This is a genomic window from Streptomyces sp. Ac-502 (assembly GCF_045222935.1).
Classification (GTDB): domain Bacteria; phylum Actinomycetota; class Actinomycetes; order Streptomycetales; family Streptomycetaceae; genus Streptomyces; species Streptomyces monomycini.
In genome coordinates this window covers 6,789,366-6,807,580 of sequence record NZ_JBHFFO010000001.1, presented here as the reverse complement: position 1 = coordinate 6,807,580, position 18,215 = coordinate 6,789,366, and the positions used below count along the sequence as shown (strand labels likewise).

The 18,215-nt window shown below is 72.9% G+C and carries 20 protein-coding genes; 8 read left to right on the top strand and 12 right to left on the bottom strand.

Going from position 1 to position 18,215, the window contains the following annotated elements; genetic code table 11:
- Positions 1–20 precede the first annotated feature (20 nt).
- Both ACEXOX_RS31170 and ACEXOX_RS31165 read left to right on the top strand, forming a co-directional pair.
- Positions 21–1,157, top strand: a complete 1,137-nt coding sequence (locus ACEXOX_RS31170; RefSeq protein ID WP_406524383.1) for a magnesium and cobalt transport protein CorA — start codon at positions 21–23, stop codon at positions 1,155–1,157.
- A 50-nt stretch (positions 1,158–1,207) separates the two neighbouring features.
- Entirely contained in the window at positions 1,208–1,780 is a 573-nt protein-coding gene (locus ACEXOX_RS31165) for a hypothetical protein (protein WP_406524382.1), read from the top strand.
- Positions 1,781–1,912: 132 nt separating this feature from the next.
- On the opposite strand, the gene ACEXOX_RS31160 is transcribed toward ACEXOX_RS31165, so the two are convergent.
- From ACEXOX_RS31160 to ACEXOX_RS31150, 3 genes are all read right to left on the bottom strand, one after another.
- Positions 1,913–2,131 (bottom strand): hypothetical protein, encoded by a 219-nt coding sequence (locus ACEXOX_RS31160; protein WP_406524381.1) that lies wholly within the window; start codon positions 2,129–2,131, stop codon positions 1,913–1,915.
- Positions 2,132–2,308: 177 nt separating this feature from the next.
- Positions 2,309–2,593: a hypothetical protein gene (locus ACEXOX_RS31155; RefSeq protein ID WP_406524380.1), complete on the bottom strand. Its 285-nt coding sequence runs from the start codon at positions 2,591–2,593 to the stop codon at positions 2,309–2,311.
- Between the two features lie 41 nt (positions 2,594–2,634).
- Positions 2,635–3,348 carry a hypothetical protein gene (locus ACEXOX_RS31150; RefSeq protein WP_406526522.1) on the bottom strand — a complete coding sequence of 238 codons (714 nt, stop codon included), beginning with the start codon at positions 3,346–3,348 and terminating at the stop codon, positions 2,635–2,637.
- A 361-nt stretch (positions 3,349–3,709) separates the two neighbouring features.
- On the opposite strand from ACEXOX_RS31150, the gene ACEXOX_RS31145 reads away from it, so the two are divergent.
- The 3 genes from ACEXOX_RS31145 to ACEXOX_RS31135 all read left to right on the top strand — a co-directional run bounded on the left by ACEXOX_RS31145 (position 3,710) and on the right by ACEXOX_RS31135 (position 6,869).
- Positions 3,710–5,008 carry a magnesium transporter MgtE N-terminal domain-containing protein gene (locus ACEXOX_RS31145; RefSeq protein WP_406526521.1) on the top strand — a complete coding sequence of 433 codons (1,299 nt, stop codon included), beginning with the start codon at positions 3,710–3,712 and terminating at the stop codon, positions 5,006–5,008.
- Entirely contained in the window at positions 4,998–5,588 is a 591-nt protein-coding gene (locus ACEXOX_RS31140; protein WP_406524379.1) for a DUF1003 domain-containing protein, read from the top strand. The genes ACEXOX_RS31145 and ACEXOX_RS31140 overlap by 11 nt, the downstream gene beginning before the upstream one ends.
- Positions 5,589–5,708: 120 nt before the next feature.
- Entirely contained in the window at positions 5,709–6,869 is a 1,161-nt protein-coding gene (locus ACEXOX_RS31135; protein ID WP_406524378.1) for an Mrp/NBP35 family ATP-binding protein, read from the top strand.
- 174 nt (positions 6,870–7,043) lie between these two features.
- On the opposite strand, the gene ACEXOX_RS31130 is transcribed toward ACEXOX_RS31135, so the two are convergent.
- From ACEXOX_RS31130 to sigE, 5 genes are all read right to left on the bottom strand, one after another.
- Complete coding sequence (locus ACEXOX_RS31130; protein ID WP_406524377.1) at positions 7,044–7,784, bottom strand: hypothetical protein; 741 nt, start codon at positions 7,782–7,784, stop codon at positions 7,044–7,046.
- Between the two features lie 126 nt (positions 7,785–7,910).
- The gene (locus tag ACEXOX_RS31125; protein ID WP_406524376.1) at positions 7,911–8,405 is read right to left on the bottom strand and encodes a sec-independent translocase; all 495 of its coding nucleotides are present in this window, start codon (positions 8,403–8,405) and stop codon (positions 7,911–7,913) included.
- A gap of 156 nt (positions 8,406–8,561) precedes the next feature.
- A complete protein-coding gene (locus ACEXOX_RS31120; protein ID WP_406524375.1) occupies positions 8,562–10,970 on the bottom strand; it encodes a trypsin-like peptidase domain-containing protein in 2,409 nt (802 codons plus the stop codon).
- Positions 10,971–11,097: 127 nt separating this feature from the next.
- Positions 11,098–12,102, bottom strand: a complete 1,005-nt coding sequence (locus tag ACEXOX_RS31115; protein ID WP_406524374.1) for a zf-HC2 domain-containing protein — start codon at positions 12,100–12,102, stop codon at positions 11,098–11,100.
- A complete protein-coding gene (sigE, locus tag ACEXOX_RS31110; RefSeq protein ID WP_030020300.1) occupies positions 12,099–12,788 on the bottom strand; it encodes an RNA polymerase sigma factor SigE in 690 nt (229 codons plus the stop codon). The genes ACEXOX_RS31115 and sigE overlap by 4 nt, the downstream gene beginning before the upstream one ends.
- A 275-nt stretch (positions 12,789–13,063) precedes the next feature.
- Between sigE and ACEXOX_RS31105 the strand changes: the two genes are divergently transcribed.
- Positions 13,064–13,747, top strand: a complete 684-nt coding sequence (locus ACEXOX_RS31105) for an O-methyltransferase (protein ID WP_030020299.1) — start codon at positions 13,064–13,066, stop codon at positions 13,745–13,747.
- A 266-nt stretch (positions 13,748–14,013) separates the two neighbouring features.
- Here ACEXOX_RS31105 and ACEXOX_RS31100 read toward each other — a convergent pair whose 3' ends face one another.
- Complete coding sequence (locus ACEXOX_RS31100) at positions 14,014–14,181, bottom strand: DUF3117 domain-containing protein (RefSeq protein ID WP_003985072.1); 168 nt, start codon at positions 14,179–14,181, stop codon at positions 14,014–14,016.
- 314 nt (positions 14,182–14,495) lie between these two features.
- On the opposite strand from ACEXOX_RS31100, the gene ACEXOX_RS31095 reads away from it, so the two are divergent.
- The gene (locus tag ACEXOX_RS31095) at positions 14,496–15,296 is read left to right on the top strand and encodes an enoyl-CoA hydratase/isomerase family protein (protein WP_406524373.1); all 801 of its coding nucleotides are present in this window, start codon (positions 14,496–14,498) and stop codon (positions 15,294–15,296) included.
- A 56-nt stretch (positions 15,297–15,352) separates the two neighbouring features.
- On the opposite strand, the gene ACEXOX_RS31090 is transcribed toward ACEXOX_RS31095, so the two are convergent.
- Both ACEXOX_RS31090 and ACEXOX_RS31085 read right to left on the bottom strand, forming a co-directional pair.
- A complete protein-coding gene (locus ACEXOX_RS31090) occupies positions 15,353–15,961 on the bottom strand; it encodes a DNA-3-methyladenine glycosylase I (protein WP_406524372.1) in 609 nt (202 codons plus the stop codon).
- Entirely contained in the window at positions 15,958–16,419 is a 462-nt protein-coding gene (locus ACEXOX_RS31085; RefSeq protein WP_406524371.1) for a DivIVA domain-containing protein, read from the bottom strand. Before ACEXOX_RS31085 ends, ACEXOX_RS31090 begins: the two co-directional genes overlap by 4 nt.
- A gap of 90 nt (positions 16,420–16,509) precedes the next feature.
- Here ACEXOX_RS31085 and folP point away from each other — a divergent pair, with 90 nt between their 5' ends.
- Positions 16,510–17,409 carry a dihydropteroate synthase gene (folP, locus tag ACEXOX_RS31080; RefSeq protein ID WP_406524370.1) on the top strand — a complete coding sequence of 300 codons (900 nt, stop codon included), beginning with the start codon at positions 16,510–16,512 and terminating at the stop codon, positions 17,407–17,409.
- Positions 17,410–17,416: 7 nt separating this feature from the next.
- On the opposite strand, the gene ACEXOX_RS31075 is transcribed toward folP, so the two are convergent.
- Positions 17,417–18,169, bottom strand: a complete 753-nt coding sequence (locus ACEXOX_RS31075) for a TIGR00730 family Rossman fold protein (protein ID WP_406524369.1) — start codon at positions 18,167–18,169, stop codon at positions 17,417–17,419.
- Between the last annotated feature and the right edge of the window lie 46 nt (positions 18,170–18,215).

The following is an 18,215-nucleotide window of genomic DNA, read 5'->3' as shown; positions in this document are numbered from 1 at the left end:
GCCCGTGAAGGAGCCTGCCCATGTCGATGATCCGCGACCTGCGTGCCGCCGTCCGCCCCTCCCGTCGGCGTGAGGACTCCCCGTACGAGTACGAGAACGACCACGGCAAGGCGCACACCAACAGCGCCATCGTGGACTGCGGCGTCTACCGTGACGGCCGGCGCGTCAGTGACCACGTCACGCCGTCCCAGGCGATGGCGGGCGTACGCGGCGACGGCGGCTTCGCCTGGATCGGGCTGCACGAGCCCACCGAGGCGGAATTCGCCGAGATCGCGCGGGAGTTCGGGCTGCACCCGCTGGCCGTGGAGGACGCGGTCCACGCCCACCAGCGGCCCAAGCTGGAGCGCTACGACGACACTCTGTTCACCGTCTTCAAGACGGTCCACTACGTCGAGCACGCGGAGCTGACCGCCACCAGCGAGGTGGTCGAGACCGGTGAGGTGATGTGCTTCACCGGCCGGGACTTCATCGTGACCGTGCGGCACGGCGGCCAGGGCTCGCTGCGCGCCCTGCGCCACCGCCTCCAGGACGATCCCGAGCTGCTCGGCAAGGGCCCGTCCGCGGTGCTGCACGCCATCGCCGACCAGGTGGTGGACGGCTACATCGCGGTGGCCGGCGCGATGCAGGACGACATCGACGAGGTGGAGATCGACGTCTTCAGCTCCGGCTCGGACGGCAAGAACGCGGGCGCCGGCAAGGGCTCCTCGAAGGGCGGCGACGCCGCCGGGCGGATCTACCAACTCAAGCGTGAGGTACTGGAGTTCAAGCGGGCCGTGTCGCCGCTGCTGCGGCCGATGCAGGTACTGAGCGAGCGGCCGATGCGGCTGGTCGACTGCGACATCCAGAAGTACTTCCGGGACGTGGCCGACCACCTGGCCCGGGTCAACGAGCAGGTGCTCTCCTTCGACGACCTGCTCAACTCGATCCTCCAGGCCAACCTGGCGCAGGCGACGGTGGCCCAGAACGAGGACATGCGCAAGATCACCTCCTGGGCGGCGATCTTCGCCGTACCGACGATGATCGCCGGGATCTACGGCATGAACTTCGAGTACATGCCCGAGCTGAAGTGGAAGTACGGCTATCCGCTCGTCCTGCTCGTCACGGTCGGCATCTGCTTCGGCATCCACCGCGGCTTCAAGCGCAACGGGTGGCTGTAAGCGGGCCGAGCGGTCCGGGCGGCGAGCGCGCCGCCCATTAGGCTGATCCCATGACGGAGACCGTGTCGCAGGCGCTGCTGGACCGCGCGCTCATCGAAGAGGCCACGAAGAAGTCCGGTCTCATCTGGGTACGGGGCGCCACCGGCCCGGCGCGGGCCCTGTGGCACGTCTGGCACGACGGCGCCGCGTGCGTCGTCGGAGCGGGCTCCGGCCGTACGGCGGACGGGCCGGCCGACCCGGCCGACGAGCAGCCGCTGCACGACCTCGGGCTGACCGACGGCGGCACCGCGACCGTCACCCTGCGCAGCAAGGACAAGGGCGGCCGGCTGGTCGGCTGGCAGGCCCGGGTCACCGAGCTGGAGCCGGACAGCGAGGCGTGGCAGGCCGCCGTGGAAGACCTCAAGGGCAAGCGGCTCAACGCGCCGGACGCGGAGACGATGCCGCGCCGCTGGGCGCGCGAGTGCCGCGTCCTGCGCCTGGAGCCGGTCACGGACGCGCCGGCCACCACGGCTTTCGACGACGGCTCCCAGGCCGCCCGTCCCCTCCCCACCACGGCCACTACCCGCGATCCCGTCCCGGCGGCGCTGCCCAGGCTGCTGCGGGGGAAGCGGCGGGGGCGCTGAGGAGCGGCCGATTCCACGGCCTCCTCTGCATACGGGACGGACGGGCGCCGCCGGTCCGGAAGGCGCACGCCGGGCGCGCGGCACACCTGGGCGGCCCTGCTCACCGCCACTCCGGTCCGGGCCGACCGCCCGTCAGCAGAAGCCGAGCATTCCAGGTGAGTCGATGTCGACGGTGACCACGCCGGGCGGACAGGCGTTCTCATCGGCGGTCAGCAGGATCGGCATGCCGGTGAACTCGGGGCGTGGCAGTGCGCAGTAGAGCGCGTGGCAGGTGTCCGGGCCGCCGTAGCCGTCGCGGATCATGGTGCCGACGCTGACAGCGGCCCTCGTGTCGAGGCTGTCGACGGCCACTGAGGAAAAGACGCAGGACGCGCTGCGCGAGGTTCGCTTCACCGGCTTCGGCCTGGGTGAGGCACAGAGCGGGGATGCTCAGGTGTTCGCCGGGTGTCTTCGCCATGTTGCCGGCCAGGAGGTTCAGCGTCTTGTGGCCGCCGGCGAGCGCCGTGACGGCGCTGGTGTCCAGGATGATCACGCTGCGGTGCCCTTGGCCGCCCGGACCTTCTCGGCAGCGATCTTGTAGATGTTGCCGAGCACGTCGGGGGCTTGCTCGAACTCTTCGTCGCGGATGCCCACGCCCATCATGCGGCGTACGGCTTCCCGGTCGGCGGCCAGCCGCTCGGCCCGCTGCGCTGCCGTCGGCTGCTCTGCGGCAAGCGCTCCGACCAGCTGGCCGATGCTCATACCGCGCTCTCCGGCCAGCTCGGCAAGGTGATCACGGGTCTCTCGCGGGACCTGAATCGTCGTCGTTGCCATGGCCGCAATACAGAGCGACTATGGCGCCGGGATTGCTGCGTTCAGTCGCCCAGTGTGATCGACTTGCCGTAGTCGATGACCTGGCTGTCCGCCGGTGCCTGGATCTCCACCGGCTTTCCCCAGTCGGTGAGACGCACCTCGCCCGCGTCGCCCGCGCGGCGCAGCCGGAGCGGGTAGGGCTCGCCCTCCAGGGAGACGTCGAGGGTGCCGCCCGCGCCCTGGCCGGCGGCGATGCGGATGGTGCGGGTGCCGTCGAGGGTGCCGCGGTCGCCGGTGGCGAGCTTGCCGTGCAGGCCGAGGAGGCTGCTGAGCAGGACGTCCTTGTCCGTGAAGCCGCTGAAGCGCTTGTAGACGGGGTCCGTGGCCGGCACCTTCACGTACTTGCCGACGAGCTTGGCGACGGACGTCTCGTCGTTCTTCGACGGGTTGGCGTTCTTCTCGCGGGCCCAGAACCCGGCGTCCGCCTTCAGATAGAGCGCGCCGCCGGCCCGCAGCAGCTGGAAGGTGGCCGCGTCGGTGGCGAGTTGGCCCCGGGCGCCCTCGGGGCCGAGCCGCATGTCCAGCTTGTAGGTGCGGCCCTGGCTGACGAGGTTGCCGGAGAGCCGTACCGTTCCGGCGCCGCGGGCGGCCGTCTGCGCCTTGGCCTGGATCTTGTCGGCGGGCAGTCTGCCGACCCCGTTGGTCCCGGCGTCCGGGTCCTTGGACGCGCACCCCGCCAGCGCCCCGGCGAGCACCGCGCACACCGCCGCCGTCAGCGTCGCCCCGCGCCTGCGACGGGGTGCGGCCGGGCGGCGGGAGCAGGCACCGGCGGGGCCTGCCGAGGGGAAAGCGGTCACGACGGTTCTGCCTCCTGATACGGATGACCTCGACGGCAGTACGGCAGCGTACCCGGGCCCGGGCACGTCGTACGGCGGAGTGCGCGGTGGACACCGTACGGCCCTTTCCGCCGGGGCGGCACCGGGTGGTGCACGTTAGCCTGATTTCGGATCAAGCCCGCCTGAGGGGCTTCACCTGCGCAGAAGCGGCAACACGTAACGCCAGGGAAGAGGGGGCGCGGCCGCGCGGCATCGCGGCGGCCCGCTACGGCGCAGCGGAACGGAAGTGGAGGCACTCGGCATGGCGGTGGTCACCCCTCGGGTGTTCGTCTCCCATCTCGCGGGCATCGCCGTCTTCGACCCCAACGGCGACCAGGTCGGCCGGGTCCGGGACCTGGTCGCGATGTTGCGGGTGCGCGGCCGGCCGCCGCGGCTGCTGGGCCTGGTCGTCGAGGTCGTCAGCCGCCGCCGGATCTTCCTGCCGATGACCCGGGTGACGGGTGTGGAGTCCGGCCAGGTCATCACCACCGGCGTGGTCAACATGCGGCGCTTCGAGCAGCGCGCGTCGGAGACCCTGGTCCTCGGTGAGCTGCTGGACCGCCGGGTGAGCCTGGTCGAGACCGGCGAGGAGGCCACCGTCCTGGACATCGGCATCAGCCAGCTGCCGGCCCGCCGTGACTGGGAGATCGACAAGGTCTTCGTACGGAAGGGGAAGGGCGGGGCGCTGCGCCGCAAGGGAGAGACCCTGACGGTGGAGTGGTCGGCGGTGACCGGGTTCTCGCTGGAGGAGCACGGGCAGGGCGCGGAGAGCCTGCTCGCCACCTTCGAGCAGCTGCGCCCGGCGGATCTGGCCAGCGCGCTGCACCATCTGACGCCGAAGCGGCGCGGCGAGGTCGCCGCCGCGCTGGCCGACGACCGGCTGGCGGACGTCCTGGAGGAGCTGCCGGAGGACGACCGCGTCGAGATCATGGGCAAGCTCCAGGACGAGCGGGCCGCCGACGTCCTGGAGGCGATGGACCCGGACGACGCCGCCGACCTGCTCTCCGAGCTGCCGGAGGAGGAGAAGGAACGGTTGCTCGGTCTGATGCGCCCGGACGACGCGGCGGACGTCCGGCGCCTGATGGCGTACGAGGAGCGCACCGCGGGCGGCCTGATGACGACCGAGCCGATCGTGCTGCGGCCGGACGCGACGATCGCGGACGCGCTGGCCCGGGTGCGCGACCCGGACCTGTCGCCGTCGCTGGCGGCGCAGGTGTACGTGTGCCGGCCGCCGGACGAGACGCCGACCGGCAAGTACCTGGGGCTGGTGCACTTCCAGCGGCTGCTGCGCGACCCGCCGTTCACCCTGGTCAGCTCGATCGCGGACACGGATCTGCCGCCGCTGCCGCCCGGCACCCCGCTGAACGAGGTGACCAGCTATCTGGCGACGTACAACATGGTGGCGGCACCGGTCGTGGACGAGAGCGGCTCCCTGCTGGGCGCGGTGACCGTCGACGACGTACTGGACCACCTGCTGCCCGACGACTGGCGGGAGGCGGAGATGCACGGGCCGCCGGGCGCGGCAGCGGACCGGGAGGGAGAGCCGGACGATGGGCGCTGAGGAACGGGACGGTGTCAAGGAGCGTGCGCGGGCGCTGAGTGCGACGCCGGGGCCCGGGCCGGGCGGCGGGCGCCCCCGGGTGCGCCTGGACCAGCCGCGCGCGCCCCGGCGCAGTCTGCTGCCGGAGTACGACCCGGAGGCGTTCGGGCGGCTGTCGGAGAAGATCGCCCGCTTTCTGGGGACCGGCCGGTTCATCGTCTGGATGACGGTGATCATCGTGGTGTGGATCATCTGGAACATCGCCGCGCCCGGGCATCTGCGCTTCGACAACTACCCGTTCATCTTCCTGACCCTGATGCTCTCGCTCCAGGCGTCCTACGCGGCGCCGCTGATCCTCTTGGCGCAGAACCGGCAGGACGACCGGGACCGGGTCACCCGTGAGCAGGACCGCAAGCAGAACGAGCGGGCCATCGCCGACACCGAGTACCTGACCCGGGAGGTGGCGGCGCTGCGGCTGGGCCTGGGCGAGGTGGCCACCCGTGACTGGATCCGCTCCGAACTCCAGGATCTGCTGAAGGAGCTGGAGCTGCGTCAGATGGTGGACGCGGAGAGCGAGCAGGAGAGCCGGCGCCGGGAGTAGCGCGGGCGCCGGGGCCGGCGAAGGCGGGCGGTGCCGCGGGCGGAGCGGCTGCCCGAAGTGACGAACACGACCGCCCGCCGGCCTTTCCGGAGGCCCCCACCGGCCCCTTACCCTTGGGGCATGGCTACCGACACGCCCCAAGGCGCAGCGCCCAGCGAGGACGCGGTCCACGCCGCGCTCGCCACGGTGAACGACCCCGAGATCCACCGCCCCATCACCGAACTGGGCATGGTCAAATCGGTGGAGATCGCGGCGGACGGCGCGGTGGCGGTGGCGGTCTACCTGACGGTCGCCGGCTGCCCGATGCGCGAGACGATCACCTCGAACGTGCGCGAGGCCGTGAGCCGTGTCGAGGGCGTCACCGGCGTCTCGGTCGACCTGGACGTGATGAGCGACGAGCAGCGCAAGGAGCTGGCGTCGTCGCTGCGCGGCGGCACCGCCGAGCGCGAGGTGCCGTTCGCCAAGCCGGGGTCGCTGACCCGGGTCTACGCGGTCGCCTCCGGCAAGGGCGGCGTCGGCAAGTCGTCGGTGACGGTCAACCTGGCCGCGGCGATGGCGGCCGACGGCCTGAAGGTCGGCGTGGTGGACGCCGACATCTACGGCCACTCGGTGCCCCGGATGCTGGGCGTGGACGGCCGTCCCACCCAGGTCGAGAACATGATCATGCCGCCGTCGGCCCACGGCGTGAAGGTGATCTCCATCGGCATGTTCACCCCGGGCAACGCCCCGGTGGTCTGGCGCGGTCCGATGCTGCACCGCGCGCTCCAGCAGTTCCTGGCGGACGTGTACTGGGGCGACCTGGACGTCCTGCTGCTCGACCTGCCCCCGGGCACCGGCGACATCGCCATCTCGGTGGCGCAGCTCGTACCGAACGCCGAGATCCTGGTCGTCACGACCCCGCAGCAGGCCGCCGCCGAGGTCGCCGAGCGGGCCGGCTCCATCGCCGTACAGACCCACCAGAAGATCGTCGGCGTGGTGGAGAACATGTCCGGGCTGCCCTGCCCGCACTGCGACGAGATGGTGGACGTGTTCGGCACCGGCGGTGGCGAGCGGGTCGCCGAGGGCCTGACGAAGACGACCGGCACGCAGGTGCCGGTGCTGGGCTCCATCCCGATCGACGTACGGCTGCGCGAGGGCGGCGACGAGGGCAAGCCGGTCGTGCTGACCGACCCGGAGTCCCCGGCCGGCGCGGCCATCCGTGCCATCGCGGGCAAGCTGGGCGGCCGCCAGCGCGGCCTGTCGGGCATGTCGCTGGGGATCACGCCGCGCAACAAGTTCTGAGGCGCCCGGCGGCCGGGGACGGCGGCCGGGACATGCGGAGGGGCGGGCCCGACGGGCCCGCCCTTCGTCGTCGTGCGGCGGGCGAGCCCGTCGGTCCGTGCCCGTGCGCCCCGCCCGCGCCCGGCTCGGTCCGCCGTCACACTTCCGCGGGCGCGTCGTGCGTCCGCGATCGGCTCAGTCCGCCGCCACGCCTTCCGCCGCCACGCCTTCCGCGGGCACGTCGCCGGTCCGCGCGTCGCCGGTGGCCGCCGTCCGCGGGCCGCTGTCGCCGCTCTCGTACGCGGCGATGTCCTTGACCACCGCGAAGCCCAGCCCGTACGCGCTCATGCCGCGCCCGTACCCCCCGATGTGCACGCCCTCCGGGCCGTCGCCCGCCGAGCCGGCCAGCACCCAGCCGTACTCCGACTCCCGGTAGCGGAACGGCGTCGGTACGCCGTCCACCGGCAGCGTCAGCGCGCTCCAGCCCTCGCCGCCGAGGTCGTCCGCCAGCTCCCAGGCGAGCATCGTCTGCTGGTCGAGCCAGTCCTGGCGGAGCGTGCGGTCCATCTGGATCGGCCAGGTGCGGGAGAGCAGGCCCGATCCGGCGAGCCAGGCCGCGGTGGACGTGGAGGTGGCGTCCAGGACCCCGGTGCCGTCGGCGCTGCGCCGCACGGGCCGGCTGGCGACGGTCACCACGACCGCGAAACGTTCCGCGTCCGGTGTGCTCTCCACCTTTATGGTGGGCTGCTGGCCGTGGCCGGTCGCGCCGTGCTCGACCGTGCCGTCCGCGGCCGCGCCGACCTGCAGCAGCCAGCGGGGACCGGTGAACGCGTCGTCGAGTCCGTACCACGGGAACGCGGCCGACAGATAACCGTCGACCTTCCGTCCGGTGCCGGCGGTGACCGCCTGAACTCCTGCCCGACCCGTCGTCTCCATCTGCGCGGAGCCTCCTATTTGCCCTGCGTCGTGGGCGGCCCGCCCCCTCAGGCGACCTCACCCCGGACACCGGGAGCATAGTCAACCCGTTCGGCACCAGCGGGCATAAGGCTTGCATAAGACGAGTCAGGTGGCATCGGGATCGAACGGAGGGCGCTCGCCGCGGGCCGGCTTCGCGCCCTTGGTGAACATGTCCGGCGCGGCGGACCCGCCGCCGGAGCCGGTCCCGGCGGCCGGGGACTCCTTGCTGAAGTTCACCCGGGACGCGGGCCCCGGGTCGGCGGCGGAGGCGCCCTCGACGCCGTGCACGGCGTCCGTGACCTCGGCCATCTCCTTCTTCAGGTCGAAGCCGTTACGGATCTCCTGGAGGCCGTACTGGTCGTTCTCCAGCACGTGCTTGCGGACGAAGTTCCTGGGCTTGAGGTCCTCGAACTCGAAGTCCTTGAACTCCGGCCCCAGCTCGCTGCGGATGTCTTCCTTGGCGTTGTCCGAGAACGCCCGCACCTTGCGCACGAACCCCATGACATCGGCGATCACCTTCGGCAGCTTGTCCGGCCCGAAGATCAGTACCGCAAGGATCACGAGCGCGACCAGCTCTAGGGGTCCTATGTCGAAGAACACCTTGCAGCTCCTTGGGTCATCCGTGGCCTACCAGGACCCAGGGGGTCTGGGGGGACGTGTCGGGCCTATGGGCCAGGCCGCCTATCACGGTACCTGGCCCGCGGCGTCCGGCGGGAGTCGCCCGTCCCAACACCGTGCAAACGCTCCCGCGCCCCGCTACTCCTGACCGGCGGCACCGAGCGTCAGCGGGGCGGTCTGCTCCTTGCCGTCCCGCCGCAGGGTCAGCGTGAGCCGGTCGCCCGGCCGGTGGCTGCGGACCTTGATGATCAGCTCCTCGCCGCTGTGCACGGGCTGCCCGTCCACCTTGGTGATCACGTCCCGCGGCTTGATGCCCGCCTTGTCACCCGGGCCGCCGGGCGTGACGGGGACGCCGCCGTCCTTGCTCTTGGAACTGACCCGCGCGCCGTCGCCCGCGTACTCCATCTCCAGCGTGACGCCGATCACCGGGTGCAGGACCTTGCCCTTGTTGATCAGCTGCTCGGCCACCCACTTGCCCTGGTTGATCGGTATGGCGAAGCCCAGGCCGATGCTGCCGCCCTGGCTGCCGCCGTCCAGGCCGCCGCCGGAGCTGCCGGCCGCGCGGATGGCGCTGTTGATGCCGATCACCCGGGCCCGGGAGTCGACGAGCGGGCCACCGGAGTTGCCCGGGTTGATCGGAGCGTCGGTCTGCAGGGCGTCCACGTACGAGATGTCGCTGCCGTCGCCCTTCTTGCCGCCCGCCGTGATGGGCCGCTGCTTGGCGCTGATGATGCCGGCGGTGACGGTGTTGGCGAGGTCGTACGGGGCGCCGATCGCCACGACCGGGTCGCCGACCCGTACCGAGTCGGAGTCGCCGAGCGCCAGCGGGCGCAGCCCGGAGACGCCCTGGACCTGCACGACGGCCAGGTCGTAGCCGCCGTCCCGGCCGATGACCTTGGCCTTGGCCGTCTGGCCGCCGCTGAAGGAGACCGATATCTCCCCGCCGGTGCCGGCCGGCTCGACGACATGGTTGTTGGTGAGGATGTGGCCCTGCTTGTCCAGGACGAAGCCGGTGCCGGTGCCCTGCTCGCTGTTGCCGCGTACGTGCAGGGTGACCACGCTGGGCAGCGCCGCCTGCGCGATGCCGGCCACGCTGTCCGGCTTGCGGCCGCCCTGGTCGCCGGAGTCCTGCGGCAGCTCGATGCTGCCGAGGCCGCCGTTGCGTTCGATGTACGCGCCGACGCCGCCGCCGACACCGCCCGCCAGCAGCGCCAGGACCACCGCTCCCGCGGCCAGCGCGCCGCGGCGGTTGCGCCGGGGAGCCGGCGGCGGTGGGGGCGGCGTGCCCAGGGGCATCGCCGCGCCGTGCTGCGCCGCCCGCCAGGGGTCGTACTGCTGCCAGTGGGGCTGCTGGTCGGCCTGGGGGTGGGGCGGGTGGGGCTGCTGGGGTGGGGTCTGGTGTGCCTGGTGGGGCTGCGGGCTCTGGTGGGGCAGGTGGGGTTGCCCGTCCGCCGGCGCGCCCGGCTGCGGCTCCGTGCTGGCCGGGCCGGGCGGCGGGGCGTGCGGGGGCTGCGGCGCGCCGTGCGCCTCGGGCGGGAGCGGGGCGCCACCGGAGGTGTCGTGCGACCCGGCGGGGAGCCGGGCGCCGTCACCGGCGGCGAACTGGGTGGTGTCCGTGCCGGGCGGCGGGGTGGCCCCGGCGGGGTGCGGCGCGGGCTGCGCCTGCGGGGACTGGGCGGACGAAGGCTCAGCGTGCGGCGGCTGGGCGGCCGAGGGCTGCGCGTGCGGCGGCTGGGCGGCCGTCGGCGACGGCTCGGCCCGCGGCATCGGCGTACGGGCGGCGGAGCCCTCGTACGGCTGCGGGCCCGTCGGAGGCTGCTGCTGGGGCGGGAACGGCTGCTGGGAGGGCGCTACGGGCGCGCCAGTGCCGTACGCGGCCCGCTGCCCGGCAGGCATCGGCGCCGCGCTCTGAGGGGCGGGAGCTGCGGCCTGCGGTGCGGGGCCCGCGCCCTGCGGCGGAACTCCCGTGCCGTGCGCCGGAGTGGCCGTCGGGCGCTGGACCGGCGGCGCGGGCGCCCAGGGCCCCGGATCGCCGTACGGAGGCGTGCCGTACGGGTCCTGGGCGTGCAGGGGCTGCCGCGGCGAAGCGGCCGGCGGGGCGCTCGGCGGAGCGGGAACCTGCTGCTCGGAACCGTGCGGAGCGGGGGCTTGCTGCTCGGAACCGTGCGGGGCAGCGACCTGCGACTCGGCGCCATGCGGTACGGAAACCTGCTGCTCGACGCCATGCGGCACGGCAACCTGCCGCTCGGAACCGTGCGCTACGGCAACCTGCCGCTCGACGCCCTGCGGTACCGGCTGCTCGGACGCATGCCGACCGGGGACGTGCGGCGCGCCGGTGCCCGCCCCCTGCCCGGTGTCCGTCGACGTACCCGGTGCGGCTCCGGCCTCCCCTGGCAGGGCCGGGAACTCCCGGGTGGCGGCGGCCGCTTCGGCGTCGGGTGCCGCGGGACCGGGCGCGGCGGGCGCCTGTTCCGACGGTTCTGCGGGCTGCTGCCCCGACCGGCTCCACCAGTTCCGCTTCGGCCCGGCGGCCGTCCCCTCGTCCATGTTCTCCCCACCGATTCGCCCGCTGTGTCAGGCGGGCACCACCACCTCGCCGGAGGCGCGCCCCCGCAGGGGACCGCCGCCCGGAAGGCGATTCAACCAGGTTCGCGCGGCCCCGCGCAGAGCCCGGTCAGCGCGGGGCCGGGTGGTGGGCGGTCATCGCCTCCCGGGAGGCCGGGTTGGCCGGTACGGCGGGCCCCGCCAGGGACTGTCCGGCGTCCGCCGGAGGCTGGTACGGGCCGGCGACGCGGGCGCCGGTCAGCGGGGCGGACGCGCTGCCCCGCGCGGGGTGGTACGGCAGCAGCTGACCGGTCTGGAGCGTCAGGACGGACCGGCCGTCGGCCGGGAACGCGATCTCGGACAGCGGCAGCGTCGGGGCGGGGCGTGCGGCCGACAGCGCCGACGGGCCGGTCAGGCCGAGCGAACTCGGGGCCGGCTCCGGGGTCGGTCCCGCGTCGGGGAGCGAGCGCGCCCAGGGGTGGCTCGTGGCGAACAGCAGGGCCTCGCCGCGGGTCGTGCCGGGCGGGCCGACCGGTCCCGGGGTGGCGCCGAGCGGCGTCATCTGGCTGCCCGTACCGTCGCCGCGGCTGCTCGGGGTGTCGACCGCCGCCTCCAGCGGCAGGGTGCCGCCGAGCGCGAACGCCGCCAGGGAGACCGCGCCGGCCGCCGCGAAGGCGAACCGGCGGCGCTGCGGCGCGGGCCGGTCCGGTTCGTGGATACGGAAGCCGCGGGAGCGCGGCTGGCGGGGCACCGCGCCGACGGCGTGGCCGCCGGACGGCAGGTACCGGAACGAGCCGCCGCGCGCCTCGAACTCGCCGCCCTCGGTGACGTCACCGCCGAAGGCACGGCTGCCGAAGCGCCCGGGGCCCAGCCGACTTCCGGAGCCGTCGGCATCACCTCCGGGCAGCCCCTGGAGACGCGCCAGCAGCCCCTCGGAGGGACCGGGGGGCGCCGTCTCGGCGAAGACGTTCTTCAGCTGCCGCTGGTCGTCGGCCTCCGCCTTGCACTTTCCGCACGTAGCGAGATGCGCGAGCACCCGCTCGCGCGCGTCATGCCCCAACTCCCCGTCGACCAGAGCCGCGAGGCGGTCGCCGAGATGATGCTCGGCGGGGGACGGACCGCCTGTACCGCTCACGCGATTCCGACCTCCCCTGTAGTGACCGAAGTGAGCGGCCGCCGGTCGCGCTCGCGCTCCTCGGCGCGCGCCGCCGGGGAGCGGTGCTTGAGCGCCTTGCGCAGGTGGGAGCGGCCGCGGTGGATCCGGCTGCGGACCGTGCCGAGCTTCACACCGAGGGTGGCGGCGATCTCCTCGTACGACAGGCCCTCGATGTCGCAGAGCACCACGGCGGCGCGGAACTCGGGCGCGAGGGTGTCCAGCGCCTGCTGGACGTCGGCGTCGAAGTGGGTGTCGTTGAAATGCTGCTGCGGGGAGGGCTCGCGGCTGGGGAGCCGCTCGGCCGCGTCGTCACCGAGCGCGTCGAAGCGGATGCGCTGGCGGCGACGGACCATGTCCAGGAAGAGGTTGGTCGTGATGCGGTGCAGCCAGCCCTCGAAGGTGCCGGGGGTGTAGGTCGACAGCGAGCGGAAGACGCGGACGAACACCTCCTGCGTCAGATCCTCGGCGTCGTGCTGGTTGCCGGTGAGGCGGTAGGCGAGACGGTAGACCCGCGCGCTGTGGGTGCTGACGATCTCCTCCCAGCTGGGCGGGGTCCAGGCCTGCGCATCCGCTTCGGCGGCGAACGTCGCTGTCGTAGCGGTGTCAAAGGCCCCTCCCCTACCCTTGAGGCCGTGGGAGCGGGAACGGTCAGCGGTGTCTGTCACGGATTTCGGCTCGGCGGCCGACCGCCTGAGACGCCTGCGCGCCCATCGGTCACCCGTCGCAGCCGCACCTCCCCTGGTGGCTCTGGTGGTGTCCAGTAGAGCCCCTACCATATCCACCTCGCCCGTTAGCTCCGGATAAGCAGATTTGACCTGCTTTTGGCCTGGCTTCGCGTCATGCCGCATATCTCGTTGGGTCTTCACCGATGCATCCCCCTGCTGTGCATCAACGCCCGGTCCCATCTGCGGGTTCCCGCACGCAGCGGATACAGTCACGGTTGCGTCAACTACGGGGACAGGAGAGGGCCATTACCGGCAACCGGCAGACGAGCTTGGCATTCGCCGAGGCGTACGGCGCCGGGACCATCGACGACGAGGCCGACGCCGCCCTGCACTGGTCCCGGGAGCGGGCGCGGGAGGCGGGCATCCGCGCGGTGTCCACCGGCACCGGCACCGCGTTGCGCCTGCTCGCCGCGACGGCCGACGCCAAGGCGGTCGCCGAGATCGGCACCGGCACGGGAGTGTCGGGCATCTACCTCCTGCACGGCATGCGCCCTGACGGCGTCCTGACGACGGTCGACCTGGAACCGGAGCGGCAGCAGTTCGCGAAGCAGGCGTTCCGGGAGGCGGGCTTCGCCGGCAACCGCGCGCGTTTCATCCCCGGCCGCGCCCTGGACGTCCTGCCCCGGCTCGCCGACGGCGGCTACGACCTCGTCTTCTGCGACGGCGACCGCATGGAGTGCCTGGACTATCTCGCTGAATCGTTGCGGCTGCTGCGCCCCGGCGGCCTGGTCTGCTTCGAGGGCGTCTTCGCCGACGGCCGTACGGTCGACTCGGCGGCCCAGCCCGCCGAGGTGCTGCGCCTGCGGGAGCTGCTGCGCACGCTCCGCGAGACGGACGCGCTGGTCTCGTCCCTGCTGCCGGTGGGCGACGGCCTGCTGTGCGCCGTCAAACGCGGCTGAGCGCGGACCGTGGTGCGTACGGGGCTGCCGGAGCGGCGTCCGGCGGGACAACCGCACGGACAAGCCGGAGCGGCGCACGACGTGACGTACGGCGGGACCACTGTACGGACGGGAGGGCCGCCGCGCACACGGGCCGGCCGCCCGGGAACGAACGCGGCCCCGGTGGGTGCCGCGCGCGTGCGCGGCGCCCACCGGGGCCCGGGTATTCGGCTGGGGGTCCAGGGGTCACCCCGGGAAACCGCAGCATCAGGGCGGCTGCTGCCCTGTCAGACGGTGACCTTCTCCAGGGCCTCGCCCAAAGCCTTGGCCTCGTCGGGAGTCAGCTCGACGACGAGTCGACCGCCGCCTTCGAGCGGAACGCGCATGACGATGCCCCGCCCCTCCTTGGTCACCTCGAGCGGGCCGTCGCCCGTCCGCGGCTTCATGGCCGCCATGCTCGTTCCCCTTCCTGAAACCAGCTCACGCAGCCGACAACCCAGGTGTCACCGGCATCGAACACATTGCTTCCAGGCCATTATCCCGCATCGCACGACCCGATGACCAACATCGGGGGCATCCCTTCGGCAACGCGCTCTCGCAAAACCACCCAATTCGGGGAGTGGGCTGCGATACTTCGCCCTCCTCCGGCGTCCGGTCCTCGCCGGTTGTTTGACGTACGTCACATGACGGGCGCCGATGATCTCCGGCATCCTGAGCGCTGGCCGCCACTGCCCGGCGGCCGCGAGCCGCGACGGAGGGACCCCTCACCATGGCCGACACCGTGCTCTACGACGTGACCGACGGCGTCGGGACGATCACGATCAACCGTCCCGACGCCATGAACGCGATGAACACGGAGGCCAAGGCCGCCCTGCGGGACATCCTGCGCGAGGCCGCCGCCGACCCGGCCGTACGGGCCGTCCTGCTGACCGCCACCGGGCGCGCCTTCTGCGTGGGGCAGGACCTCAAGGAGCACATCGGGCTGCTGGCCGAGGACCGCGCGACCGGCTCCGGGCAGACCATGAGCACGGTGCGCGAGCACTACAACCCCGTCGTCACGGCGCTCGCCGGGATGCCCAAGCCGGTGGTGGCCGGGGTCAACGGGGTCGCGGCGGGCGCCGGCGCCGGCTTCGCGCTGGCCGCGGACTACCGGGTCGTCGCCGACACCGCCTCCTTCAACACCTCCTTCGCGGGCGTGGCGCTCACCGCCGACTCCGGCATCTCCTGGACGCTGCCCCGCCTGATCGGCCACGGCCGCGCCGCCGACCTGCTGCTCTTCCCGCGCAGCATCTCCGCCCAGGAGGCGTACGACCTGGGCCTCGCGAACAAGGTCGTCCCGGCGGCGGAGTTGGCGGCCGAGGCGGCGGCGGTGGCGCGCGCGCTGGCCGAGGGGCCGACCGCCGCCTATGCCGCGATCAAGGAATCCCTCGCGTTCGGGGCCGGTCACTCGCTCGTCGAGACGCTGGCCAAGGAGGACGAACTGCAGACGCGGGCGGGCGCCTCGGAGGACCACCACATCGCGGTGGAGGCGTTCGTGAAGAAGGAGAAGCCGAAGTTCCTGGGACGCTAGGCCGGATCTGGGCCGGCAGGCCCGGCCGGGGCCCGCGGCCCCGGCCCGGTCGCGCCTCACACCTCCGCCGCCGCCTCCACCGCGTCCCGCACATGGCAGTCCGCCAGATGGTCGTTGACCAGGCCGCACGCCTGCATCGTCGCGTACGCGGTGGTGGGGCCGACGAAGCGGAAGCCGCGCTTCTTGAGGTCCTTGGCCAGCGCCGTGGACTCCGGGGTGACGGGCGCCACGTCGGACAGCGTGCGCGGGGCCCGGCGGCCGCCGCGCTCGGGCGCGTACGACCAGATCAGCCGGTCCAGCTCGCCCGGGGCCAGCTCGGCCGCGACCCGCGCGTTGCCGATCACCGCGTTGATCTTCGCGCGGTTGCGGACGATGCGGGCGTCGGTGAGCAGCCGATCGGCGTCCGCGTCGGTGAACCGGGCGACCGCCTCGATCCGGAAGTCCGCGAACGCGGCCCGGAAGCCCTCCCGGCGGCGCAGGATCGTGATCCAGGACAGCCCGGACTGGAACGCCTCCAGGCACATCCGCTCGAAGAGCGCGTCGTCGCCGTGGACCGGCAGGCCCCATTCGGTGTCGTGATAGGTGCGATAGTCGGCCATTTTCTCCGACTCCATGCCCCAGGGGCAGCGGGGCACCCCGTCCGGCGCCGTGCTCACTCCCGTCATGAGGCGGTCTTCCCCTCTTCCTCGTCCCCGGTGACCGGGGACTCCTGTGCGGCTGGTGCGGCCGGACGTTCCCCGGGCCGCTTCCCGTCCCGGTCCCCGGCCGCGGCCCCCGGGGTGTCCTCCGGGCCGTCCTTGACGAGGTCCGGCGGACCCATCGCCGCGGCGTGCGCGCCCGCGAGGGCCGCCTCCAGCTCGGCGATCCGCGCGTCCCGTTCGGCCAGCTCGGCGCCGAGCCGGTCCAGCACGTCGTCGACGTCGTTCATCCGGTAGCCGCGCACGCCCACCGGCAGGCGTACCGCCTCCACGTCGGCGCGGGAGACGGGCCGGTCGGCGGGCAGCGGCTCGTACAGCCGGTCCGGAGCGGCCTCGCCGAGCCCGCCCGCGTCGCCGCCGCCGACCACGGCGAGCGTGACCGCGGCGACCACCACGACCATCGCGATCAGCAAGAACCAGAACACGACCATCTCCCCGAGCTATGTGTTGGCACTGATCGTGCCATGCGGGTGTGACGGTTAGGGTCGCTGCCGGACCAGGAAGAGGGAGAAGCAATGCTGCGGCTGGGGAATCGAGAGTTCACCGTTCACGAGCCGGTGATCATGGCCATCGTGAACAGGACCCCGGACTCCTTCTACGACCAGGGGGCCACCTTCACGGACGAGCCCGCGCTCGCCCGGGTGGAGCAGGCGGTGGCCGAGGGCGCCGCGATCATCGACATCGGCGGGGTGAAGGCGGGCCCCGGTGAGGAGGTCAGCGCCGCGGAGGAGGCCCGGCGCACGGTCGGCTTCGTCGCCGAGGTGCGCAAGCGGTTCCCGGACGTGGTGATCAGCGTGGACACCTGGCGGCACGACGTCGGCGAGGCGGTCTGCGAGGCCGGCGCCGACGTGCTCAACGACGCGTGGGGCGGCTGGGACCCGAAGCTGGCCGAGGTCGCGGCGCGCTACGGCGCCGGTCTGGTGTGCACCCACGCGGGTGGTGTGGAGCCGCGTACCCGCCCGCACCGGGTGGCGTACGAGGACGTGCTGGCGGACATCCTGCGGGTGACGCTGGGGCTGGCCGAGCGGGCCGTGGAGCTGGGCGTCCGGCGCGACGCGATCATGATCGACCCGGGGCACGACTTCGGGAAGAACACCCGGCACAGCCTGGAGGCGACGCGCCGGCTGGAGGAGATGACGCGCGCCGTTCCGGCGGACCTCGGCTTCCCCGGGGCCGGGGACACCCCGCTGCCGGTGCTGGTCTCGCTGTCGAACAAGGACTTCGTCGGCGAGACGCTGGACCGGCCGGTCAAGGAGCGACTGATCGGGACGCTGGCCACGACCTCGGTCTCGGCGTGGCTGGGCGCGCAGGTCTACCGCGTCCACGAGGTCGCCGAGACGCGGCAGGTCCTGGACATGGTGGCGTCCATCGCGGGCCACCGGCCCCCGGCGGTCGCCCGCCGGGGACTTGCCTGACCGCTCCCTACTTCCCGGTCTCCTTGGACACCAGCGCGACCGCCTCGTCCACGTCGTCCGTGACGTGGAAGAGCAGCAGGTCGTGCTCCGACGCCTTGCCCTGCGCGACCACCGTGTCGCGCAGCCAGTCGACCAGGCCGTTCCAGTACTCCGTACCGAAGAGCACGATCGGGAAGCGGGTGACCTTGCGCGTCTGGACGAGGGTCAGCGCCTCGAACAGCTCGTCGAGGGTGCCCATGCCGCCGGGCAGCACGACGAATCCCTGCGCGTACTTCACGAACATCGTTTTCCGGACGAAGAAGTACCGGAAGTTGACGCCGATGTCGACGTGCGGGTTCATCCCCTGCTCGAAGGGCAGCTCGATGCCCAGTCCGACGGAGACGCCCTTGGCCTCCCTGGCGCCCCGGTTGGCGGCCTCCATCACGCCGGGGCCGCCGCCGGTGATCACCGCGAAGCCGGCCTCCACCAGCGCCCGGCCGAGCTCGACGCCCGTCTCGTACTCGGGTGAGCCGACGGGTGTCCGGGCCGAGCCGAAGACGCTGATCGCGCTCGGCAGTTCGGCCAGTGCGCCAAAACCCTCCACGAATTCCGACTGGATGCGCATGACCCGCCAGGGGTCGGTGTGCACCCAGTTCGTGTCGCCCTCGGCGGTGTCCAGCAGCCGCTGGTCCGTGGTGCCCCTCTGCACCTGCTCGCGTCGGCGCACCACGGGTCCCAGGCGCTGTTCCTCCCACGCCCGCTCTTCCTCGGGGCTGGCCATATCGTGCTCCCTCCGCTGCCGGTCAGTGTCCGGCAAGGGTAGATCG

Coding starts and splice junctions, on each gene's coding strand:
- ACEXOX_RS31165 (WP_406524382.1), top strand. CDS start 1,208: ATGACGGAGACCGTGTCGCAGGCGCTGCTGGACCGCGCGCTCATCGAA.
- ACEXOX_RS31090 (WP_406524372.1), bottom strand. CDS start 15,961: ATGACGGGAGTGAGCACGGCGCCGGACGGGGTGCCCCGCTGCCCCTGG.
- ACEXOX_RS31120 (WP_406524375.1), bottom strand. CDS start 10,970: ATGGACGAGGGGACGGCCGCCGGGCCGAAGCGGAACTGGTGGAGCCGG.
- ACEXOX_RS31135 (WP_406524378.1), top strand. CDS start 5,709: ATGGCTACCGACACGCCCCAAGGCGCAGCGCCCAGCGAGGACGCGGTC.
- ACEXOX_RS31155 (WP_406524380.1), bottom strand. CDS start 2,593: ATGGCAACGACGACGATTCAGGTCCCGCGAGAGACCCGTGATCACCTT.
- folP (WP_406524370.1), top strand. CDS start 16,510: ATGCTGCGGCTGGGGAATCGAGAGTTCACCGTTCACGAGCCGGTGATC.
- ACEXOX_RS31095 (WP_406524373.1), top strand. CDS start 14,496: ATGGCCGACACCGTGCTCTACGACGTGACCGACGGCGTCGGGACGATC.
- ACEXOX_RS31075 (WP_406524369.1), bottom strand. CDS start 18,169: ATGGCCAGCCCCGAGGAAGAGCGGGCGTGGGAGGAACAGCGCCTGGGA.
- ACEXOX_RS31100 (WP_003985072.1), bottom strand. CDS start 14,181: ATGGCGGCCATGAAGCCGCGGACGGGCGACGGCCCGCTCGAGGTGACC.
- ACEXOX_RS31145 (WP_406526521.1), top strand. CDS start 3,710: ATGGCGGTGGTCACCCCTCGGGTGTTCGTCTCCCATCTCGCGGGCATC.
- ACEXOX_RS31130 (WP_406524377.1), bottom strand. CDS start 7,784: ATGGAGACGACGGGTCGGGCAGGAGTTCAGGCGGTCACCGCCGGCACC.
- ACEXOX_RS31140 (WP_406524379.1), top strand. CDS start 4,998: ATGGGCGCTGAGGAACGGGACGGTGTCAAGGAGCGTGCGCGGGCGCTG.
- ACEXOX_RS31170 (WP_406524383.1), top strand. CDS start 21: ATGTCGATGATCCGCGACCTGCGTGCCGCCGTCCGCCCCTCCCGTCGG.